At 63.5% G+C, this 17,684-nt stretch carries 14 protein-coding genes; 12 read left to right on the top strand and 2 right to left on the bottom strand.

Annotation, left to right across the window (positions count from 1 at the left end):
- The first annotated feature begins 5 nt into the window (after window positions 1-5).
- From HLH35_RS03200 to HLH35_RS03150, 11 genes are all read left to right on the top strand, one after another.
- Window positions 6-767: an electron transfer flavoprotein subunit beta/FixA family protein gene (locus HLH35_RS03200; RefSeq protein WP_182977756.1), complete on the top strand. Its 762-nt coding sequence runs from the start codon at window positions 6-8 to the stop codon at window positions 765-767.
- Window positions 767-1,693 (top strand): electron transfer flavoprotein subunit alpha/FixB family protein, encoded by a 927-nt coding sequence (locus HLH35_RS03195; protein ID WP_182977755.1) that lies wholly within the window; start codon window positions 767-769, stop codon window positions 1,691-1,693. Before HLH35_RS03200 ends, HLH35_RS03195 begins: the two co-directional genes overlap by 1 nt.
- Before the next feature lie 384 nt (window positions 1,694-2,077).
- The gene (locus HLH35_RS03190) at window positions 2,078-3,622 is read left to right on the top strand and encodes a carbohydrate porin (RefSeq protein ID WP_182977754.1); all 1,545 of its coding nucleotides are present in this window, start codon (window positions 2,078-2,080) and stop codon (window positions 3,620-3,622) included.
- Between the two features lie 69 nt (window positions 3,623-3,691).
- Complete coding sequence (locus HLH35_RS03185; protein ID WP_182977753.1) at window positions 3,692-4,891, top strand: MFS transporter; 1,200 nt, start codon at window positions 3,692-3,694, stop codon at window positions 4,889-4,891.
- 65 nt (window positions 4,892-4,956) lie between these two features.
- Window positions 4,957-6,285: an MFS transporter gene (locus HLH35_RS03180; protein ID WP_182977752.1), complete on the top strand. Its 1,329-nt coding sequence runs from the start codon at window positions 4,957-4,959 to the stop codon at window positions 6,283-6,285.
- A gap of 66 nt (window positions 6,286-6,351) precedes the next feature.
- Window positions 6,352-7,365, top strand: coding sequence for an aldo/keto reductase (locus HLH35_RS03175; protein ID WP_182977751.1), 1,014 nt, complete (start codon window positions 6,352-6,354; stop codon window positions 7,363-7,365).
- Window positions 7,366-7,533: 168 nt separating this feature from the next.
- Window positions 7,534-8,646, top strand: coding sequence for a sugar ABC transporter substrate-binding protein (locus tag HLH35_RS03170; RefSeq protein WP_182977750.1), 1,113 nt, complete (start codon window positions 7,534-7,536; stop codon window positions 8,644-8,646).
- 59 nt (window positions 8,647-8,705) lie between these two features.
- Window positions 8,706-9,671, top strand: a complete 966-nt coding sequence (locus HLH35_RS03165) for an ABC transporter permease (protein WP_182977749.1) — start codon at window positions 8,706-8,708, stop codon at window positions 9,669-9,671.
- A 6-nt stretch (window positions 9,672-9,677) separates the two neighbouring features.
- Window positions 9,678-11,183, top strand: a complete 1,506-nt coding sequence (locus HLH35_RS03160; RefSeq protein WP_182977748.1) for a sugar ABC transporter ATP-binding protein — start codon at window positions 9,678-9,680, stop codon at window positions 11,181-11,183.
- Complete coding sequence (locus HLH35_RS03155) at window positions 11,180-12,136, top strand: ABC transporter permease (protein ID WP_182977747.1); 957 nt, start codon at window positions 11,180-11,182, stop codon at window positions 12,134-12,136. Before HLH35_RS03160 ends, HLH35_RS03155 begins: the two co-directional genes overlap by 4 nt.
- 35 nt (window positions 12,137-12,171) lie before the next feature.
- Complete coding sequence (locus tag HLH35_RS03150; RefSeq protein ID WP_182977746.1) at window positions 12,172-13,206, top strand: zinc-dependent alcohol dehydrogenase; 1,035 nt, start codon at window positions 12,172-12,174, stop codon at window positions 13,204-13,206.
- Window positions 13,207-13,539: 333 nt separating this feature from the next.
- On the opposite strand, the gene HLH35_RS03145 is transcribed toward HLH35_RS03150, so the two are convergent.
- Window positions 13,540-15,120, bottom strand: coding sequence for an acyl CoA:acetate/3-ketoacid CoA transferase (locus HLH35_RS03145; RefSeq protein ID WP_182977745.1), 1,581 nt, complete (start codon window positions 15,118-15,120; stop codon window positions 13,540-13,542).
- A 360-nt stretch (window positions 15,121-15,480) separates the two neighbouring features.
- On the opposite strand from HLH35_RS03145, the gene HLH35_RS03140 reads away from it, so the two are divergent.
- Entirely contained in the window at window positions 15,481-16,116 is a 636-nt protein-coding gene (locus HLH35_RS03140; RefSeq protein ID WP_338029280.1) for a TetR/AcrR family transcriptional regulator, read from the top strand.
- Between the two features lie 44 nt (window positions 16,117-16,160).
- On the opposite strand, the gene HLH35_RS03135 is transcribed toward HLH35_RS03140, so the two are convergent.
- Window positions 16,161-17,669: a DHA2 family efflux MFS transporter permease subunit gene (locus HLH35_RS03135; protein ID WP_182977743.1), complete on the bottom strand. Its 1,509-nt coding sequence runs from the start codon at window positions 17,667-17,669 to the stop codon at window positions 16,161-16,163.
- Window positions 17,670-17,684 lie beyond the last annotated feature (15 nt).

The raw sequence follows: 17,684 nt of genomic DNA, 5'->3' as shown, positions 1-17,684 counted from the left end.
AAATCATGAAGATTCTTGTCCCTGTCAAACGGGTGATCGACTACAACGTGAAGGTGCGGGTCCGGACGGACGGCAGCGGGGTCGATCTGGCCAATGTGAAGATGTCGATGAATCCGTTCGACGAGATCGCGGTGGAGGAAGCCGTGCGCCTGAAGGAGAAGGGCGTGGCGTCCGAGATCGTCGTCGTGTCGATCGGCGTGCAGCAGGCGAAGGATACGCTGCGCTCGGCGCTGGCCATGGGGGCCGACCGGGCGATCCTGATCGATGCGACATCGGACGTGAACCAGGACATCGAGCCGCTCGCGGTGGCCAGGCTGCTGTCGCGGATTGTCGAGGCGGAGCGCCCCGATCTGGTGATTGCGGGCAAGCAGGCGATCGATAACGACATGAATGCCACCGGCCAGATGCTGGCCGGGCTGCTGGGCTGGGGACAGGCGACCTTTGCCTCGAAGATCGAGATCGCCGATGGCCGTGCCGTCGTGACGCGGGAGGTCGATGGCGGGTTGCAGACCATCGGCGTGAGGCTGCCGGCGGTCGTGACCGTCGATCTGCGCCTGAACGAGCCGCGCTATGTGTCGCTGCCCAGCATCATGAAGGCCAAGAAGAAGCCGCTGGAAGAGCGCACGGCGGCAGCGCTGGATGTGGACGTCACGCCGCGGCTGAAGATCGTGCGCACGGTCGAGCCCCCGCAGCGCGTCGCGGGTGTGCGGGTGGCGTCGGTGGATGAGCTGATCGAGAAACTGAAGAACCAGGCGGGAGTACTCTGATGACTGTTCTGCTGCTGGCCGAAACCCACCAGGGGCGCCTGGCCACCGATGCGGTTGCGCGGACGCTTTCGGCCCTGGCCCCCCTTGGGGATGTGCACGTGCTGGTGGCCGCCGGCGAGGGGGCCGAGGCGGCACGGGAGGCGGCGTCGCTCAAGGGCGTGTCGAAGGTGCTGCTGGCCGAGAGCGAGAGCCTGCGGCATGGGCTGGCGGAGCCGGCGGCGGCGCTGATTGCATCGCTGGCCTCGGGGTATCGGCATATTGCCGCCCCCGCGACCGCCTTTGCGCGGAACATCCTGCCGCGCGTGGCCGCCTTGCTGAATGTGATGGTGCTGTCGGACGTGATTGCCGTGCACGGCGCGGAGTCGTTCGATCGCCCCGTCTATGCGGGGAATGCGGTGCAGACGGTGCAGTCCACCGACCCGGTCGTGGTCTTCACCGTCCGCACCTCGGCCTTCGCTGCGGTGGGGCGGCAGGAGGGGGCGCCGGTCGAGCGTGTGGCGGCGGTGGCCGATCCCGGCCTGTCATCGTGGATCGAGGATATGGCGGTGGTTTCGGAACGGCCGGAACTGGCATCGGCCCGCGTGGTCGTGTCCGGTGGGCGGGGTGTGGGGTCGAAAGAGAGTTTCGATGCCATCATCCAGCTGGCCGACAAGATGGGCGCGGCCGTGGGGGCCAGCCGTGCGGCGGTCGATCTGGGATACGCGCCCAATGACTGGCAGGTGGGGCAGACCGGCAAGGTGGTGGCGCCGGACCTGTATGTCGCGGTCGGCATCTCCGGGGCGATCCAGCATCTGGCGGGAATGAAGGATTCGAAAGTGATCGTGGCCATCAACAAGGATGAGGATGCGCCGATCTTCAAGGTCGCGGATTACGCGCTGGTGGGCGACCTCTTTTCCATTGTTCCTGAGCTGACCGGAAAACTCTAGCCGATGCCCGGAGGGCAGGGGCGGTGGAGAAAGAGGATGGGTGGCGTCGAGAAAGGATTGTGAAAACAAGGATATAAAAAGAATATTCTCCGGGCACGGACAGAAAAGAGGCGAGACCTCGTCATGTGCTCAAGCCTTTGTTCCGAATTCCGGAAGGAAAAGCGTGCCGGTGTCGAGCCCGTGCGTGTTTCCGAACGGTATTCCAATAAAAACAAGAAAGACGAGATATGGCTGATGGAAACCATCTGGAACGATCGACTCCTGTCCGGCCGAACGGGGCATAGTCCCTGGCGGCATGGCAGGACCCGGCTGTCTGCGCCGCATGGTGTCAGTCCGAAGGCGGGACGAGGCCCCGCGAGGCCCGAAACGTTCTGGCAGGCAGCGATGATGAAGACGCGTATTTTCGGCATGGCGGCCCGTCGCCTGCCTGTTCTTCTGTGGATCTGCCTGTCTGTCCATGGTGCGGCTGCACAGACCGCGCCGAAAAAACCGGTTGTCCGCACTGGTACTCTTGCGCGCGAATCCTCCCGGTCATCGCAGGGGACGGATGCGCGCCCGACTTTGCGCATGGCCGCGCGGGATATGGGTCTACTGGAGCAGGACAGGATCGCTGCGCCGCGTCGCGAACGCGAGCGGACGGGCATGGCGGCCAGTGCCCTGGGGTCCGCATGGCCGGAAATACGGGTTGTGCCAAAGGATGATCGTATCCTGGGTTCCATCGGGGGGCTTCGGACGAAGCTCGAAGATCACGGCTTTACCTTTACCCTGACCTATCTCACCGAAAGCCTGGGCGACGTTGCCGGTGGCAGGCGGAGAGGGTTCGACTATTCCCATCAGGTGGTGATGGGGACCGATTTCGATCTGGCAAAGATGGCGCGTATCAAGGGATTGTCGTTTCACATGCTGGGCATCCAGCGGGCGGGCCGCAATGTGGCGACGGATTACATGGGTGTGACGCCGTTGATCCAGCCGCAGGAAGATTACGGCGCGGGCGGCAATGTTCTCTACAAGCTGGTCTATATGTATTTCGAGCAATCATTGTTCGGCGGGAAACTGGTCTTCGATTTCGGCCGCATGCCGGCCAACATGAAATTCGGCACATCCTATCTGGGCTGTTATGCGCTGAACATGATTACCTGCGCCCATCCTTCGGGACTTTCCAATGTCACGAAATGGCGGTCATGGCCGTTTTCTCAATGGGGCATGCTGGGGCGCCTCAATCCCGGTTACCGCCTGTATGCGCAGGCGGGGTTGTTCGAGGTCTCGCCGACTGAAGGCGGACGCGCAGGATTCAATTTCTCTTTCGCCCAGCGGGGATTCGTCATTCCGATGGAGATTGGCTGGGAGCCCCTTCTGGGCGCCGGAAAGATGGCGGGCCATTACAAGCTGGGGGGATATGTCGACACGTCGGACCATCCCGATCCGTTCATATCGGTCGATGGTCGGCCGAAGCTGATATCCCATCTGCCCGGCCGAACGGAACGTCAGCGCGGGGCATGGTATGTCGGGGCGGACCAGATGATCTATCGGTACGGGCCTGCTGCCAATCAGGGCCTTATTCTGTACGGGCTGGCCGGTTGGAACATGGGGGCATCGCTGCCGAATCGGAGCCAGTATACGCTGGGGATCATCTCGCAGGGCATGATTGCCAGCAGGATCACCGATGCGGTTGCGTTCTTCTGGACGCGGCAGAGTGTCAATCGCCAGATCACGCAGCAGCAGGACATGCAGTCCGACATGGGACTGCCGCTGCTGAATGGCGTCGCGGCGCCGCAGACAAATTTCCATGTGCTGGAACTGACCTATACGGCCTTCGTCAGTCGGGGAATAAAGATTCTGCCCGACGTGCAGTATATCATCCATCCGGATGCGAACCGCGTTTATCCCAATGCCGTGCTGGCAGGTTTCCGGCTGCTTGCCCAGTTGTGACATCGGGCGCGCCCGGAAAGGGGCGGGCGATTGCGTGATCGGTATCCTCAGAAGAGAGCATGACAGAAAATGTTTTCACGCGCGCAGCAGAACCGGATCATCGTAGCCTGTCTGGGCGGCTGGACGATGGATGCCTTCGATTTCTTCGTGACCGCCTTCGCCCTTGCCGGCATTGCGCGGGATTTTTCCACCAGTCTGACAACCATGACCTGGGCCATGTCGTTACCCCTCGCGACGCGTATCATCGGCGCGCTGGTGGTCGGGGGACTGGCCGATACCGTCGGGCGCAAGCGTGTGCTGGTCGGGAACATGCTGGCATTCACCCTCTGCGAGCTGGGGGCCTGCACGGCGCCGTCTCTTCCCGTGTTTCTGATGTTCAGGGGCTTGTTCGGGGTGGTGATGGGAGGGGAATGGGGCGTGTGTACCGCATATGCTCTGGACAATATCCCGCCTGCGCGGAGGGGGTTCGTATCCGGCCTGCTCCAGGGCGGGTATCCGATGGGCTATCTGCTGGCGGCCGTCCTGTACGGGCTGAGCTATGACATGATGGGCTGGCGCGGCATGTATGCGGTTGGGGTCGCGGTTGCGTCAGCCATTGTCATCCTGCGGCTGAGCCTGCCTGCACCGGCGCCTGCGACCGGCGTGGCGCGCGCCGAGAGGGTGGATTTTCGGAGCGGGATGCGCGGGCACTGGTCGTTGCTGGGTTTTGCCGTGCTCTTCATGAGCGCGGGGGCGACCTTCAGCCATGCCACGCAGGATCTCTATCCCACCCTGATGCGCCTGGAGCGGCAGATGTCGGTGCACCAGGTCGCGACCATCGCCGTTGCCTACAATATGGGGGCGGTCGCGGGGTGTATCTGCGGGGGGACGCTGTCGCAGAGATTCGGACGGCTCAGGGTCGTGGTGCGGGCCGCAATGGCGATTCTGTGTGTGCTGCCCTTCTGGATGCTGTCCTCGGGCTTTATCGCGACCTTGCTGTCGGCCGTTGCGATGCAGTTTCTGGTCATGTGCGTGTATGGGGTCATGCCGGTCTATCTGAACGAACTGGCGCCGCAGAGCATCCGCAGTACCTTTGCAGGCTTTGTGTATCAGATCGGGTTCCTGCTGACCTCGGCCAATGCGACCCTGCAAGCCTGGCTCGCCACGCATTATGTCTTGCCATACAGCCGTGTGCTGGCGGGCACGGTTCTGCTCAGCGTCATGGTCTTCATCTTTCTTCTGCTGCGCAATCCCGGCGCGGCTAGGGGAGCCCCTGCGACCGCCCACTAAAGGGCGGCATATTCCGATTCTAAAAATTCCCTGTCTTCGCAATAAAAATAATAATGGAGGACATTGTGATCGGACGATATCGATGGCTGATCTGTAGCCTTCTCTTCGCCGCCACGACCATCAATTACGTGGACCGGCAGGTGCTCAGCCTGCTGAAGCCTTTGCTCGAGCATAAATTCGCGTGGTCGGAAAAGGATTACAGCTATCTCGTGATCGTCTTTCAGGCCTGTTATGCCCTTGGCTTCGTGTCGTTCGGCAAGCTGATCGACAGGCTGGGCACGCGTCTGGGCTATGCGCTGTGCATGCTGGTATGGAGCGTGGCGTCTATCGGGCATGCGTTTGTCGGTGGCATGGCGAGTTTCGCGGTGGTGCGGGGGCTGCTGGGATTTGGGGAGGCCGGCAATTTTCCCTCCGCGCTCAAATCCGTCTCCGAGTGGTTTCCGGCGCGCGAGCGTTCGCTGGCCGTGGGGATCGTGACGGCGGGGACCAGCATCGGTGCCATCATGGCGCCGGCGACCGTGCCGTGGCTGGCCGCGCAATATGGCTGGCAGGTGGCCTTTATCGCCACCGGCCTGTCGGGTTTCGTCTGGCTGGCGGTCTGGTGGGGCGTCTATCGCCTGCCGGAAGAGACGCGCGCGCTTTCGCCGGACGAACTGCGTTACATCCGCCAGGACCGGCGGGACAGTGACGGGCCGGCGTTCGGGGGGCGCTGGATGGACCTGCTGAAGGTCAGGGCGACATGGGCGTTCGCCATCGGCAAGTTCATGACCGATCCGATCTGGTTCTTTATCCTGTTCTGGCTGCCCTCCTATTTTTCAGATCGCTATCATCTCAACCTGCAGCATCTGGGCCTGCCGCTGATGGTGGTGTATTGCGCGACCTCCGTGGGGAGTGTGGGCGGCGGCTGGCTGTCGTCCTTTCTGATCGGTCGCGGGTGGCGCGTGATGGCTGCCCGCCGCCTTACCATGCTGATCATGGCTGCGATGGTCGTGCCTCTGGCCTTTTCGGCGCAGATCCATGGGATGTGGATGATGGTGGGATTGCTCAGCCTCGCCGCTGCCGCCCATCAGGGCTGGTCGGCGAATATCTATTCCATTCCGGCGGATCATTTTCCCAGGGAGATGATTGCGTCGGTGCAGGGAATCGGAGGATTGGCGGGATCGATCGGCGGCATGATCTTTCCTTTCGGGGTCGGCCTTCTTCTGGATCACTATCGCCATCTGAATGATATCAACATGGGGTATTCCATCCTGTTTGCGGTGTGCGGGAGCGCATACATTCTGGCGTGGCTCATCATCCAGATCCTGAACGGGCGGGATCTGTTCCCGCGGAATTGTCTTGCGGGATGGCGGAAAAGAATGCCGCGTAGGAGGCATGCCGTTTCGGGCGCGTAGAAGCGCCCCTGGCAACAAGAACCGAGCACAAGAAGAATATCGGAAAGAAGAAAAGGATGACCGGGCATGCAACCCTCGGAGAAGCGCAAATTTGGCCGGACCGGCCTGGATGTGACCGCGTTTGCGTTCGGCACCGCGCCGATCGGCAATTTCCTGCGCGAGATGGAGGATGAGGTCGCCGATGACATGATCCGGCACGCCTGGGATGCGGGCGTGCGGTTCTATGACACGGCGCCGATGTATGGGCATGGGCTGGCCGAATTGCGGCTGGGCCATGCGCTGCGGTGGAAGGCGCGCGATGCATTCGTGCTGGCGTCGAAGGTGGGGCGGGTGCTGCATGCCGCGCGGCGGTCGGAGATCGATTTCGCGCCGTGGAGCAATGCCGCGCCCAACCGGATGGCGTTCGATTACAGCTATGACGGCACGATGCGGTCGTTCGAGGATTCGCTCCAGCGACTGGGGCTGGAGCGGATCGACATGCTGTTTATCCATGATATCGACCGCTTCACGCAGGGCGATGCCCAGCCCGAGCTGTTCGCGCAGGCGATGGACGGGTGCTGGCGGGCGCTGGAGCGGCTGCGGTCGGAAGGGGTGGTGAAGGCCATCGGCGTGGGCGTGAACGAGTGGGAGGTCTGCCATCAGGCGCTGACGATGCGGGATTTCGACTGTTTCCTGCTGGCCGGACGCTACACGCTGCTGGAACAGGATGCGCTGGACGCGTTCCTGCCGCTGTGCGAGGCGCGGGGGGCGGCGGTGCTGGTCGGCGGGGGGTTCAATTCTGGCATTCTGGCGACCGGCGCGGTGCCGGGGGCGAAGTATAATTATGCGCCGGCGCCGCCGGAGATCATGGAGCGGGTGGCGCGGATCGAAGGCGTGTGCCGCGAGCATGACGTGCCGCTGCCGGCGGCGGCGCTTCAGTTTGTCGTGGCGCATCCGGCCATTCCGTCCTTCTGTGCGGGGACGCGCACGGTCGAGCAGCTTGAGCAGAACCTGAAATGGTTCAGCCATCCGATTCCGGCGGAATTCTGGGCCGACCTGAAGCGGCATGGGCTGCTGCGCGAGAATGCGCCGACCCCGTGAGGCGCCTGTCCGGCCTGTGGGCCGGACTTCACGCGGCTGTGCGATCGGGTTCGTTGATTTGCGGGCGAATTTAGGTAACTATCTAGTTCGATAATAAGAGCGCCGCATCGTCGTGAAAACGGCCTGAAGCCGACGACATGCAGGAATGCAGGCGCCCCGGAGACAGCTATGTCCTTCATAAAAAAATATATCGAGCAGCAGACGATCAATCGCCGTAACCTGCTTCTGCTCTCGGCCTATGGGCTCGGCGGACTGGCGGCGTCGGCGTCCTTCCGGCCGCATTTTGCCCGGGCGGCGGTGCAGAACCCGAAGATCGCGTGGAGCTACCGCGACCGGACCAATCCGTACTGGAATTCGATCGTCTCGGGCGGCGAGGCGTTCGTGGAAAGCCTGGGCCTGCCCAAGAGTGATCTGCTGAACCTGATCAATGGCGGGTCCAGCGAGAAATCGCTTGCCGATATCAAGGCGCTGCTCTCGCGCTATGGCAGCGGGGTGGCCCTGGCGGCCGACCCCAACGACATGCCGAACTGCCGGCCGGTGGTGGAAGCCGTGGCGGGGGCGGGGGCCTATGTCTCGACGATCTGGAACAAGACCGATGACCTGCATCCGTGGGATTTCGGCGATAATTATGTCTCGCACATGACATGGTCGGATGTGGGGCCGTCGGAACAGACGGCGCGCATCCTGATCGAGGCCATGGGCGGCAAGGGCGGACTTGTGCATCTGGGCGGTATTGCGTCGAACAATCCGGCGATCGAGCGGCTGCAGGGGCTGAAGAACGCGCTGAAGAGCTATCCGAATGTCGAGCTTCTGGCTGAGCAGGCCGCCGACTGGGATACGCAGAAGGCCAATCAGGTGATGTCGGGGTTCCTGACCCGTTACGGCGATGCGATCAAGGGCGTGCATTGCGCCAGCGACACCATGGCCTATGGGGTGATCGAGGCGCTGCGGGCCGAGGGGATCGAGAACATGCCGGTCGTGTCCTATGACGGCAACCCGCAGGCGGTGGGGCTGGTGGCGCAGGGCAAGATTCTGGCGACGGTGTTCACCAACCCGTATTGGGGCGGTGGCGTCACCGCGTCGCTCGCCTATTACGCGGCGACCGGGGTTTTCAAACCCTCCAAGGAGCCGAAGGAACATCGGGAATTCTATGGGCCGACCGTGCTGGTGACCACCAAGGATGCCAGCACTTTCAAGGCCAAATATATAGACAGCAACCCGAAATATGACTGGAAGGATTTCTGGGGCCTCAGCAAGGGGCAGATCCAGTACCGGTCGTGATATCCCGGGATTTTGTCCGACTGTCCTGATGCGTCGTTTCATGCAAACGAGATGCAACCATGAAGCATGGTCTTGTGATGGACAATATCAGAAAATGGGTGCCGTTTCTGGTGTTGCTGGTGCTTGTCCTGTTCTTTACGGCAGTGAATCCCCATTTCCTGTCCCTGCGTAATTTTGCCCGCATTGCCGTCTCGTCTTCGCCGGCGCTGATGGTGGCGGTTGGCGCCACCTTCGTGATCCTGATGGGGTCGATCGACCTGTCGATGGAAGGCACGGTGGCGGTGTGCGCGGTGGTGTTCGCGATGCTGCTGAACCGGCTGGGCGGGTCGCTGGCGCATGTTGGGTGGGCGGCCATTCCAGGCGCGCTCCTTGCGGGGGGTGTGCTGGGAGCGGTGAATGGCCTGATCCATGTGCGGCTGCGGATTCCCTCCTTCATGGCCAGCCTGTCCATGGGGTTTGTCGGGGTCGGCCTGTCGCTGCTGATGACCGGCGGCAACCGCATCCTGATCGACGATCCGCTGTTCCGCTCGCTGCTGACCGTGCGGTTCATGAGCTTTCCGCTGATGGCTTATGCGGCGCTGGGCGGGTTGCTGGTGGCCTGGTTCATTCAGGACCGGACGACCATCGGCCGCAATTTCTATGCGATCGGCGGTGGCGAGGAACTGGCGCGGGCGTCGGGGCTGAATGTCGGCCGGGTGCGGGTGATCGGCTTTATCCTTGCCGGAATCTTCTTCGCGCTGGGAGCGATCCTGGCGGTGGCGCGGCTGGGCATTGCGGAGACCGAGACCGGGACGGGCTTCATGTTCCTCTCCATCACCTCGGTCGTGGTTGGCGGAACGGGTCTGGCCGGCGGATCGGGCGGGGTGTGGAACACGCTGGTCGGCGTGCTGATCGTGAATGTCATCGGCAACGGCATGGTGGTGGTGGGGCTGCCTGACTATCTGCAGGACGGTGTGCTCGGGCTGCTCGTCATCTCGGCGGTGTACCTGTCCATGGATCGCCGGTCCCTCTCCTTCGCGAGGTAATGTGCCATGTTCGAATTGCGGAACGTCGAAAAGCGTTATCCCGGCGTCCATGTGCTCAAGGGGATCGACCTGTCGATCGCGCCCGGTGAGATCATCGGGCTGGTGGGCGAGAACGGGGCGGGCAAGTCCACCCTGATGAAGATCATCTACGGTGCCGTGCAGCCGGATGCCGGCACCATCGAGATCGACGGTGCGCCGGTCCATTTTCGCAGTCCGCGCGACGCGATGAAGATGGGCATCGGGATGGTGTATCAGGAGCAGTCGCTGATTCCGAACCTCAGCGTGATGGAAAACATCTTTCTGGGATTCGAGCAGCAGTTCGTCCATCTGGGCGTGATCCGGTGGAAGAAGATGGCCCAGGCCGCGCGTGTGCAACTGCGCAAGGTGAAGCTGGATATCGACCCGGGCATGATCACCTCCCGGCTGACCTTTGCCCAGCGGCAGCTTGTGGAACTGGCGAAGGTGCTGGCGCTGGAGGAGCGGGTCGAGGGGCATCTGGTGATCCTGCTGGACGAGCCGACCTCGGTCCTGTCGAAGGATGAGATCGAGCTGCTGTTCAGCCTGGTGCGGGAGTTGCGCCGGCGGGCCTCGTTCATCTTCGTGTCGCATCGGCTGGATGAGATCATCGCGCTGTCCGACCGCATCTATGTGCTCAAGGACGGGCTGGTTGTTGATGTCATTCCGGCCAGGGAGGCGCGGGTCGAGACCATTCAGAAGAAGATGGTCGGGCGCGATATCGCCCTGGAATATTATCGTGAGAACCGGCAGGAGCCTTATGACGCCGACAAGGTGTTGCTGGAGCTGGACCATGTCGTGCTGCCCGGCCGGCAGCATGATGTGTCGCTGACGCTGCATGCGGGCGAGGTGCTGGCGCTGGTGGGCGTCGAAGGGGCGGGGCGCGAAGGCATCCTGCGGGCGATTTTCGGTTTGAAGAAGCCGGACAAGGGCACGATCCGCATTCGGGGCGAGGCCATGCGCACGTTCAGCGCGTCGCACAGTGTCGCCCAGGGCGTGGGCTATATTCCGCGCGAGCGCAAAATCGAAGGCATCGCCAGCGGCATGAACGTGTACGAGAACATGACGCTGTCGCAGATGGGCCATTATTCCCGGGGCGGGGTGCTGGACATTCCCGCCGAGCGGGCCCTGGCGCGCGACTGGATCAGGCGCCTTTCGATCAAGGTGCCGTCGGAAGAATCCGATTGCGGAAACCTGTCGGGGGGAAACCAGCAGAAGGTCGTGCTGGCGAAATGGCGCAGCGGCGGCTCGGACATCATCCTGCTCGACCATCCCACGCGTGGCCTGGATATCGGCGCGAAGGAGGATGTGTACGACATGGTGCGCGACATGTGCGCCGATGGGGTCGGGGTCATTCTGGTTGCGGATACGTTGGAAGAGGCCATCGGCCTGAGTCACACCATTGCCGTCATCAAAGATGGAGAGATCAAGACATGGTTCACTTGTCAGCTGGGCGCAAAGCCCTCTCTCTACGACCTGATCCATCACATGGTATGACCGACCGCGTGGCCTGGACCGAGCGGCTGCGGCGCCATTTTCCGTGGATCACGCTGACCACGCTGGTGATCCTGGTCGGCATCACGGACTTCAATTTCCTGCGGCCGGACAATCTGCTGAACCTGGCGGCCGATATCGTGCCGCTGCTGATCATGGCGATCGGCATGACGCTGGTGATCTATATCGGCAGTATCGACCTGTCGTCGCAGTCCATCGCCAACATGGCGACGGTGCTGACGACGATCGCGCTGCCCTCGTTCGGCGTCGGGTCCGGGTTGCTGGTCCTTGTCGCCGGGTTGGCGTTCGGCGCGGTGTCGGGGGTGGTCACCACGCGGCTGAAGGTACCGTCCTTTATTTCCACGCTGGCCGTGGGGGGCATTGCGCTGTCGGTCGGGCAGTTTGCCTCGGGCCAGCAGGCGCTGCACATGGATGCGGAGATGCGGCGGCACGCCTTCGGCTGGATGGTGGGCCGCACGGCCGGCATTCCGCATGAGCTGATCGTGGCGCTGCTGCTGGTGGTGGCGGCGTGGTTCATCCAGGGGCGGATGACGGCCGGGCGCACCTTCAAGGCGATCGGCGCCGGCGAGCCGGTGGCCGTGGCCTCGGGCATCCGGGTGGAGCGTTACAAGATTCTGGCCTTCGCGCTGTCGGGCATGTTCGCGGCGATTGCGGGACTGGTCTTTTCCGTCAAGCTGTCGGGCGGATCGCCCACCCTGGCGGAAGGGTTCCTGCTGCCGGCCATCGTCGCGGTGCTGGTGGGCGGCACGCCGCTGACCGGCGGTGTGGGTGGCGTGGTCAATACCGTGATCGGCACGATGATCGTCGCCGTCGTGCGGGCCAGCATGCTCTATCTGAACATTCCCGCCATGGGACAGCAGATTTTCTTCGGCCTTGTGCTGATCGTGGCGATCGCTTCGACCATCGATCGCTCGAAGATGCGGATCGTGAAATAGGCGGATCGTCGCAGCGGCGATCCGGGAGAACGGACATGGACAGTATGGAAGCAGCGGTGCTGATGGCACCGGGACAGTTCGAGGTGACGCGTGTGCCGATCCCGCCCGTGGGGCCGGACGATGTGCTGGTGCGGGTGGATCGCTGCGGCATCTGCGGGACGGATGTTCATATCTTCCAGGGCCATTATGCGGCGGACCGGTTGCCCTTCATTCCGGGGCATGAATTCACCGGCACCGTGGCGCGGATGGGCGAGCGGGTCAGCGGTCTGGCGCTGGGACAGCGGGTGGTGGCCGATATCAATATCGGGTGCGGGCACTGCTATTTCTGCCGCAGGAACGAAATCCTGAACTGCGCGGAGATGCGTCAGGTCGGCATTCATCGTGATGGGGCCTTCGCCGAATATGTCGCGGTGCCGGCGCGGCAGATCATCCCGGCGCCGGAGGACGTGGCGCCGGAGGTGCTGGCGCTGACCGAGCCTGTGGCCTGTGTCGTGCGCGCCGCGCGCAAGGCCGGGGTGGGCTTCGGGCAGTCGGTCGTGGTTCTGGGGGCCGGGCCGATCGGTAATCTGCATATCCAGATGATGCGGCTGGTGGGTGCTGCCCCGATCATCGCCGTGGAACTCTCGCCCGAGCGGGCGGAACTGGCGGCGCGGGCGGGGGCGGATGCGGTGGTGACCCAGCCTGACCGGGTGCTGGAGACGGTCCGGAGCCTGACCGGGGGACGGGGGGCGGATATCGTGATCGAAAGCATCGGCTCGCCCACGCTCTATGCGCAGGCGTTCGAGCTGATCAGGCCCGGTGGCCATGTCGCGGCGTTCGGCATTACCGGGCCGGACGACACGATCCCGCTGCGGCTGCTCGACATGGTGCTGAAGGAAAATTCGATCAAGGGATCGGTGGCCGGCATGGGCGAGGACATGCACGATGCGCTGACATTGCTGACGCATGGCCGGTTTCAGGTGGAAGCCTTTACCGGCAGCGTGGTACCGCTGAGTGCGATCCAGTCGGCGTTCGATACGTTGCGGGATCGGCCGGGGGTGTTGAAGGTGCAGATCAGCCCAGTGGGTTAAAGGCTGTTTGCAAAGTCACCCTGCCGGCGATCCGACGTGCATTTTCTGTGCTTCGGTGCTCACGGCCATCAAGGCCGCTCCGCTCCGATGCTCGAAAACACACGTCGGGCGTGCCGCTTTGCGGCACTCTCGCTCGGCAGGCCGACTTTTCAAACAGCCTCAGGGGTTTCCGTTCTTTTTTGAAAAAAAGAACCAAAAAACTTTGATTCGTCCAGGAGTTTTTTGCTGGGGCACGCGATGGCCCTGAACGGATCAAAAGTCTTTTTGCTTCTTTTTCTTCAGAAAAAGAAGAGAGCCGAAGGGGGGCGGAAACACCGCCCCCCTTTTTGCTGGTCAGGCCGCCGCTCGACGGGCCGGGCTGACGTGGGGGTGGAACAGGCTGGCGTCCATGAGGCGCAGGGTGGGGGAGACCCGCAGCGGGGCGCGGGCCTGGTCGAGGATCTGGGTCTGGAGGTCGATGCCCGGTGCGATTTCGGTGACCATCAGACCGTCGGGTGTGAGCTGCATGACGCAGCGTTCGGTGATGTAGAGGACTTCCTGGCCCTGTGCGACGGCGCGGGGGCCGGAGAAGGAGATCTGTTCCAGTTCATCGACGATTTTCGCGATCTTGCCTTCGCGTTCGATGATCAGCCTGCCGTCGGAGATGGAGAATTTGGCGCCGGCGTTGAAATAGCCGGAGAAGATGATCCGTCGCGCGCGGGAGGTGATGTCGACGAAGCCGCCGGAGCCGGCGGTGACGTGGGGCTGGGCCGAGAGTTTGGAGACGTTGACCGAGCCGTTGGGGTGGATCTGGAGGAAGGAGAGCAGCGAGACGTCGAAGCCGCCGGCCTGGAAATAGGTGAACTGGTGGGGCGAGGCGACGAAGGCTTCGGCGTTCGCGGCGCAGCCGAACTTGAAGTCGAGCAGCGGAATGCCGCCGACGGCGCCCTGTTCGATCACCCAGGTGACCTCGCCATGGCGGCCTTCCTCCAGCAGGATGCGCGGCACGTTGGCCGAGATGCCGAAGCCGATATTGACCGCCCAGCCGGGTTGCAGTTCCCGGGCGACGCGGCGGGCCATGATTTTCGCGACGTTGAATTCGGGCAGCGCGAAACTGTCGAGGGGTTTGAAGACCTCGCCGGAAATCGCCGGGTCGTATGGGGTGGCGGTGGTCTGGAGCTGGTCGGGGGTTTCGACGACATAATCGACCAGGATGCCCGGGACCCGCACATCGTGGGGGCGCAGGGTGCCGGCCTGGGCGACGCGGCGGACCTGGGCGATGACGATGCCGCCGTTATTGTGGCCGGCGAGGGCGAGTTCCATGGCGCCGAGATAGGCGCCTTCGTCCTCGAAGGTCAGGTTGCCGCGTTCGTCGCCGGTGGTGGCGCGGATGATCGCGACGGTGGGGCGGATGGCGGGAAAATAGAGCCATTCCTCGCCCATGAAGTCGATCCGGCTGACGACCGGTTCGGCCTGGGCGGCCTCGTTCATCGCGCAGCCTTCCTGCGCCGGGTCGACGAAGGTATCGAGCCCGACCTTCGTCATCACGCCCGGCCGTTTCGCGGCGCCTTCGCGCAACATGTCGAAGATGATGCCGCTGGGGACGTTATAGGCCGCGACCTCGTTGCGCCTGACCATCTGCCGGATGACCGGTGGTTCGGCGGAGGAGGGGCCGGACGGGTAGGAGCCGCCGATGATCCTGCGGATCATGCCCGGCTGGGCCAGATGGTCCACGCCCTTGGTGCCGAACATGTCGCCGGCGGCGATCGGGTGGATGGTCGTGAGGTTGCGTGGCGCGCCCTCGGTACGGAAACGCTCGCCCAGCGCCGCGAGGATGGCGTCGGGGCAGCACAGGCCGCTCGATGAATTCACGGCGACGATGGCGCCGTCTTCCACCAGCGATGCGACGTCCGCGGCCGTTCTGATTTTCGACATGCCGGATTCTCTTCTGGCTAAATGTAACTATCTGGTTAGATATATTATCGGCCTGGGCGATCGCAAGGGGATAAGGCGGGGCCGCCATCACACTGGCGTTTGATGGGGCGCCTCCTTGCGGCGCCGGGGGGGACGGGAGCCGGGAACTTGTTGTGGACGCGGTCTTTTTCGATCTGGGGACGGGACCGCAAAAGCCTTGTGACGGCCCCGGTCAGGGGTTAATTTGTGGCCATATCTGGTCGCATCCATTCGACGGCCGCATGCTGGTCGCCGCCGCGACGAGGATATCGTATGTCAAGAACACCGAACGCACTCAAACGGGGCGAACCGCGCAGGAAGGCGACAGAGCCGGAAACGATCGTGCCGGCTCCGGCCCCGTCCCGCACGCGCGATGCGGAGGCGACGCAGAAGCGCATCCTGGCGGCGGCCAAGAGGGAATTCGCCATGAATGGCCTGTCGGGGGCGCGGGTCGATGTCATTGCCGAGAAGGCCGAAGCCAACAAGCGCATGATCTACCACTATTTCGGTGGCAAGGAGGCGCTGTTTACCCGTGTCCTGGAGGATGCCTATACGGACCTCTACCAGGCGGAGCAGTCGCTGAAGCTCGATCATCTGGAGCCGGTGCTGGCGCTGGAGACGCTGGTGCGGTTTACGTGGAACTATTATCTGGACAATCCGGAGTTCCTGACGCTGGTCAACAGCGCGAACCTGCACAAGGCGGTGCATCTGCGGGATTCGAAGATCATCCCCGTCATCAGCCAGAGTCGGTTGAAGCTGTTGCAGGCGCTTCTCGACCGGGGGGAAAAGGCGGGCGCGTTCCGGGGTGGTGTCGATGCCATGCAACTGAACATCACGATCGCCGCGATCGGATATTATTACCTGACCAACCGGTTTACGGGGTCCATCATCTTCAATTGCGATTTCATGGCGCCTCAGTCCCTCAGGAAGAGGATAGAGTTCAATATCGAGACGATCCGCAAGATCGTGTGTCAATAAACGGTTTGCGCGCGCCTGACCGCTGGTGATGCGGGGCGGCGCGGTCATTCCATGGCCGACAGTGCCGCGCCTTCATCGGGCCGGATGCGGCTCTTCCTGCGTGGCAGGAAGAGCGCGGGGCCGATGGCCAGGAGGATGATCCCGAACGACCACAGGAAGGTGTGGCCGAATGCCACATTGAGCGAGGCGGCCAGACTGGCCTGCGTGGCCGGGGCCAGGGTGCTCACCGCCGCCAGGCCGCCCTGGGCCATTGGGGAGATGCCGGAGATCTGATGGCTCAGCACCACCGCGAGCAGCGCGGTGCCGATCGAGCCGCCGACACGCTGCACCACATTCAGCCCGCTGGTCGTCCGGGCGATCTGGTGCCGTTGCACCGTGCTCATCGCCGCACTCATCGACGGCATCATGGTCGAGCCCAGCCCGAGGCCGAGCGTGAAGAGGATCGGTTCGATGACCCAGAATGGCGTGGTGCTTTCGAGGCGGCTCAGGGCCAGCATGCCGGCCGCCACGCATGCCAGCCCCGTCAGGACGACTTTTCCCGGCCCGAGCCGGTCGGTCATGCGGGCGGCGAGGGGCATGGAGATCATCGCGCCGATGCCCTGCGCGGCCAGGAGGAGGCCGGCGCCGAAGGCCGGCTCTTGCCTGACGATCTGGAAATAGAGCGGCAGGACAAGGGACATGCCGAAAAAAGCGGTTCCGAACAGGAAGGTCGTCAGGGCGGAGGCGCCGACGGTCCGCTGGCCGAACATCCGGACGTCGATCAGCGGGTCGCGATGGCGCATGGCATGAAGGATGAACGCGGTCACGAGCGCCAGGCCCGTCGCGGCGGCGATATCGCCCTCGAGCGCGCTGAAATTGCCGGCCGCCGCGATCCTGGCGAGGCCGAAGACGAAGATCGCCAGTCCGGGGGACAGCAGCAGCAGGCCCTGCCAGTCCAGGGTATGGTGCGGCTTGGCTTCGTCCGGTTCCAGGACCCGCAGGGCGGCGTAGAGCGCGATGGCGCCCACCGGCAGGTTCACGAAGAAGATCCAGCGCCACGACACGTCATCGACCAGCCAGCCGCCCAGGATCGGGCCGCAGATCGGCCCCAGCAGCATCGGCACGCCGATGATGCCCATCAGCCGGCCGATGCGCCGGGGGCCGGCGGCATGGCTCAGGATCGTCATCCCGGTCGGCATGATCATGCCGCCGCCCAGCCCCTGCAGCACGCGGAACAGGATCAGCGTGGGCATCGACCATGCCGCCCCCGACAATGCGGAGCCGCCGAGGAACAGGAGGATCGAGGCCATGTACAGCCGCTTGGTGCCGTAGCGGTCGGCCGCCCACCCCGTCAGGGGAATGACGGTCGCCAGTGCCAGCATGTAGCCGGTCGAGATCCATTGCGTCGTGGCCAGCGAGGCCCCGAAATCCCGCGACAGGTCGCGGACCGCCACGTTGATGATCGTCGTATCGAGGATCGACATGAAGGTGCCCAGGACGACCACTGCCGCGATCCGCAGCAGATGCGGGTCCAGTCGGTCGTCATCCGGTCGTGGCGTGCTGGTGGCATTCATGAGGCGGCTTTCCGT

Origin of the sequence: Gluconacetobacter asukensis (assembly GCF_014174375.1) — a bacterium.
GTDB lineage: Bacteria > Pseudomonadota > Alphaproteobacteria > Acetobacterales > Acetobacteraceae > Gluconacetobacter > Gluconacetobacter asukensis.
Note: the sequence above shows the minus strand (reverse complement) of the source record. Positions and strands in the feature narration are given on the sequence as shown.

Coding starts and splice junctions, on each gene's coding strand:
- HLH35_RS03200 (WP_182977756.1), top strand. CDS start 6: ATGAAGATTCTTGTCCCTGTCAAACGGGTGATCGACTACAACGTGAAG.
- HLH35_RS03195 (WP_182977755.1), top strand. CDS start 767: ATGACTGTTCTGCTGCTGGCCGAAACCCACCAGGGGCGCCTGGCCACC.
- HLH35_RS03190 (WP_182977754.1), top strand. CDS start 2,078: ATGATGAAGACGCGTATTTTCGGCATGGCGGCCCGTCGCCTGCCTGTT.
- HLH35_RS03185 (WP_182977753.1), top strand. CDS start 3,692: ATGTTTTCACGCGCGCAGCAGAACCGGATCATCGTAGCCTGTCTGGGC.
- HLH35_RS03175 (WP_182977751.1), top strand. CDS start 6,352: ATGCAACCCTCGGAGAAGCGCAAATTTGGCCGGACCGGCCTGGATGTG.
- HLH35_RS03170 (WP_182977750.1), top strand. CDS start 7,534: ATGTCCTTCATAAAAAAATATATCGAGCAGCAGACGATCAATCGCCGT.
- HLH35_RS03165 (WP_182977749.1), top strand. CDS start 8,706: ATGAAGCATGGTCTTGTGATGGACAATATCAGAAAATGGGTGCCGTTT.
- HLH35_RS03160 (WP_182977748.1), top strand. CDS start 9,678: ATGTTCGAATTGCGGAACGTCGAAAAGCGTTATCCCGGCGTCCATGTG.
- HLH35_RS03155 (WP_182977747.1), top strand. CDS start 11,180: ATGACCGACCGCGTGGCCTGGACCGAGCGGCTGCGGCGCCATTTTCCG.
- HLH35_RS03150 (WP_182977746.1), top strand. CDS start 12,172: ATGGACAGTATGGAAGCAGCGGTGCTGATGGCACCGGGACAGTTCGAG.
- HLH35_RS03145 (WP_182977745.1), bottom strand. CDS start 15,120: ATGTCGAAAATCAGAACGGCCGCGGACGTCGCATCGCTGGTGGAAGAC.
- HLH35_RS03135 (WP_182977743.1), bottom strand. CDS start 17,669: ATGAATGCCACCAGCACGCCACGACCGGATGACGACCGACTGGACCCG.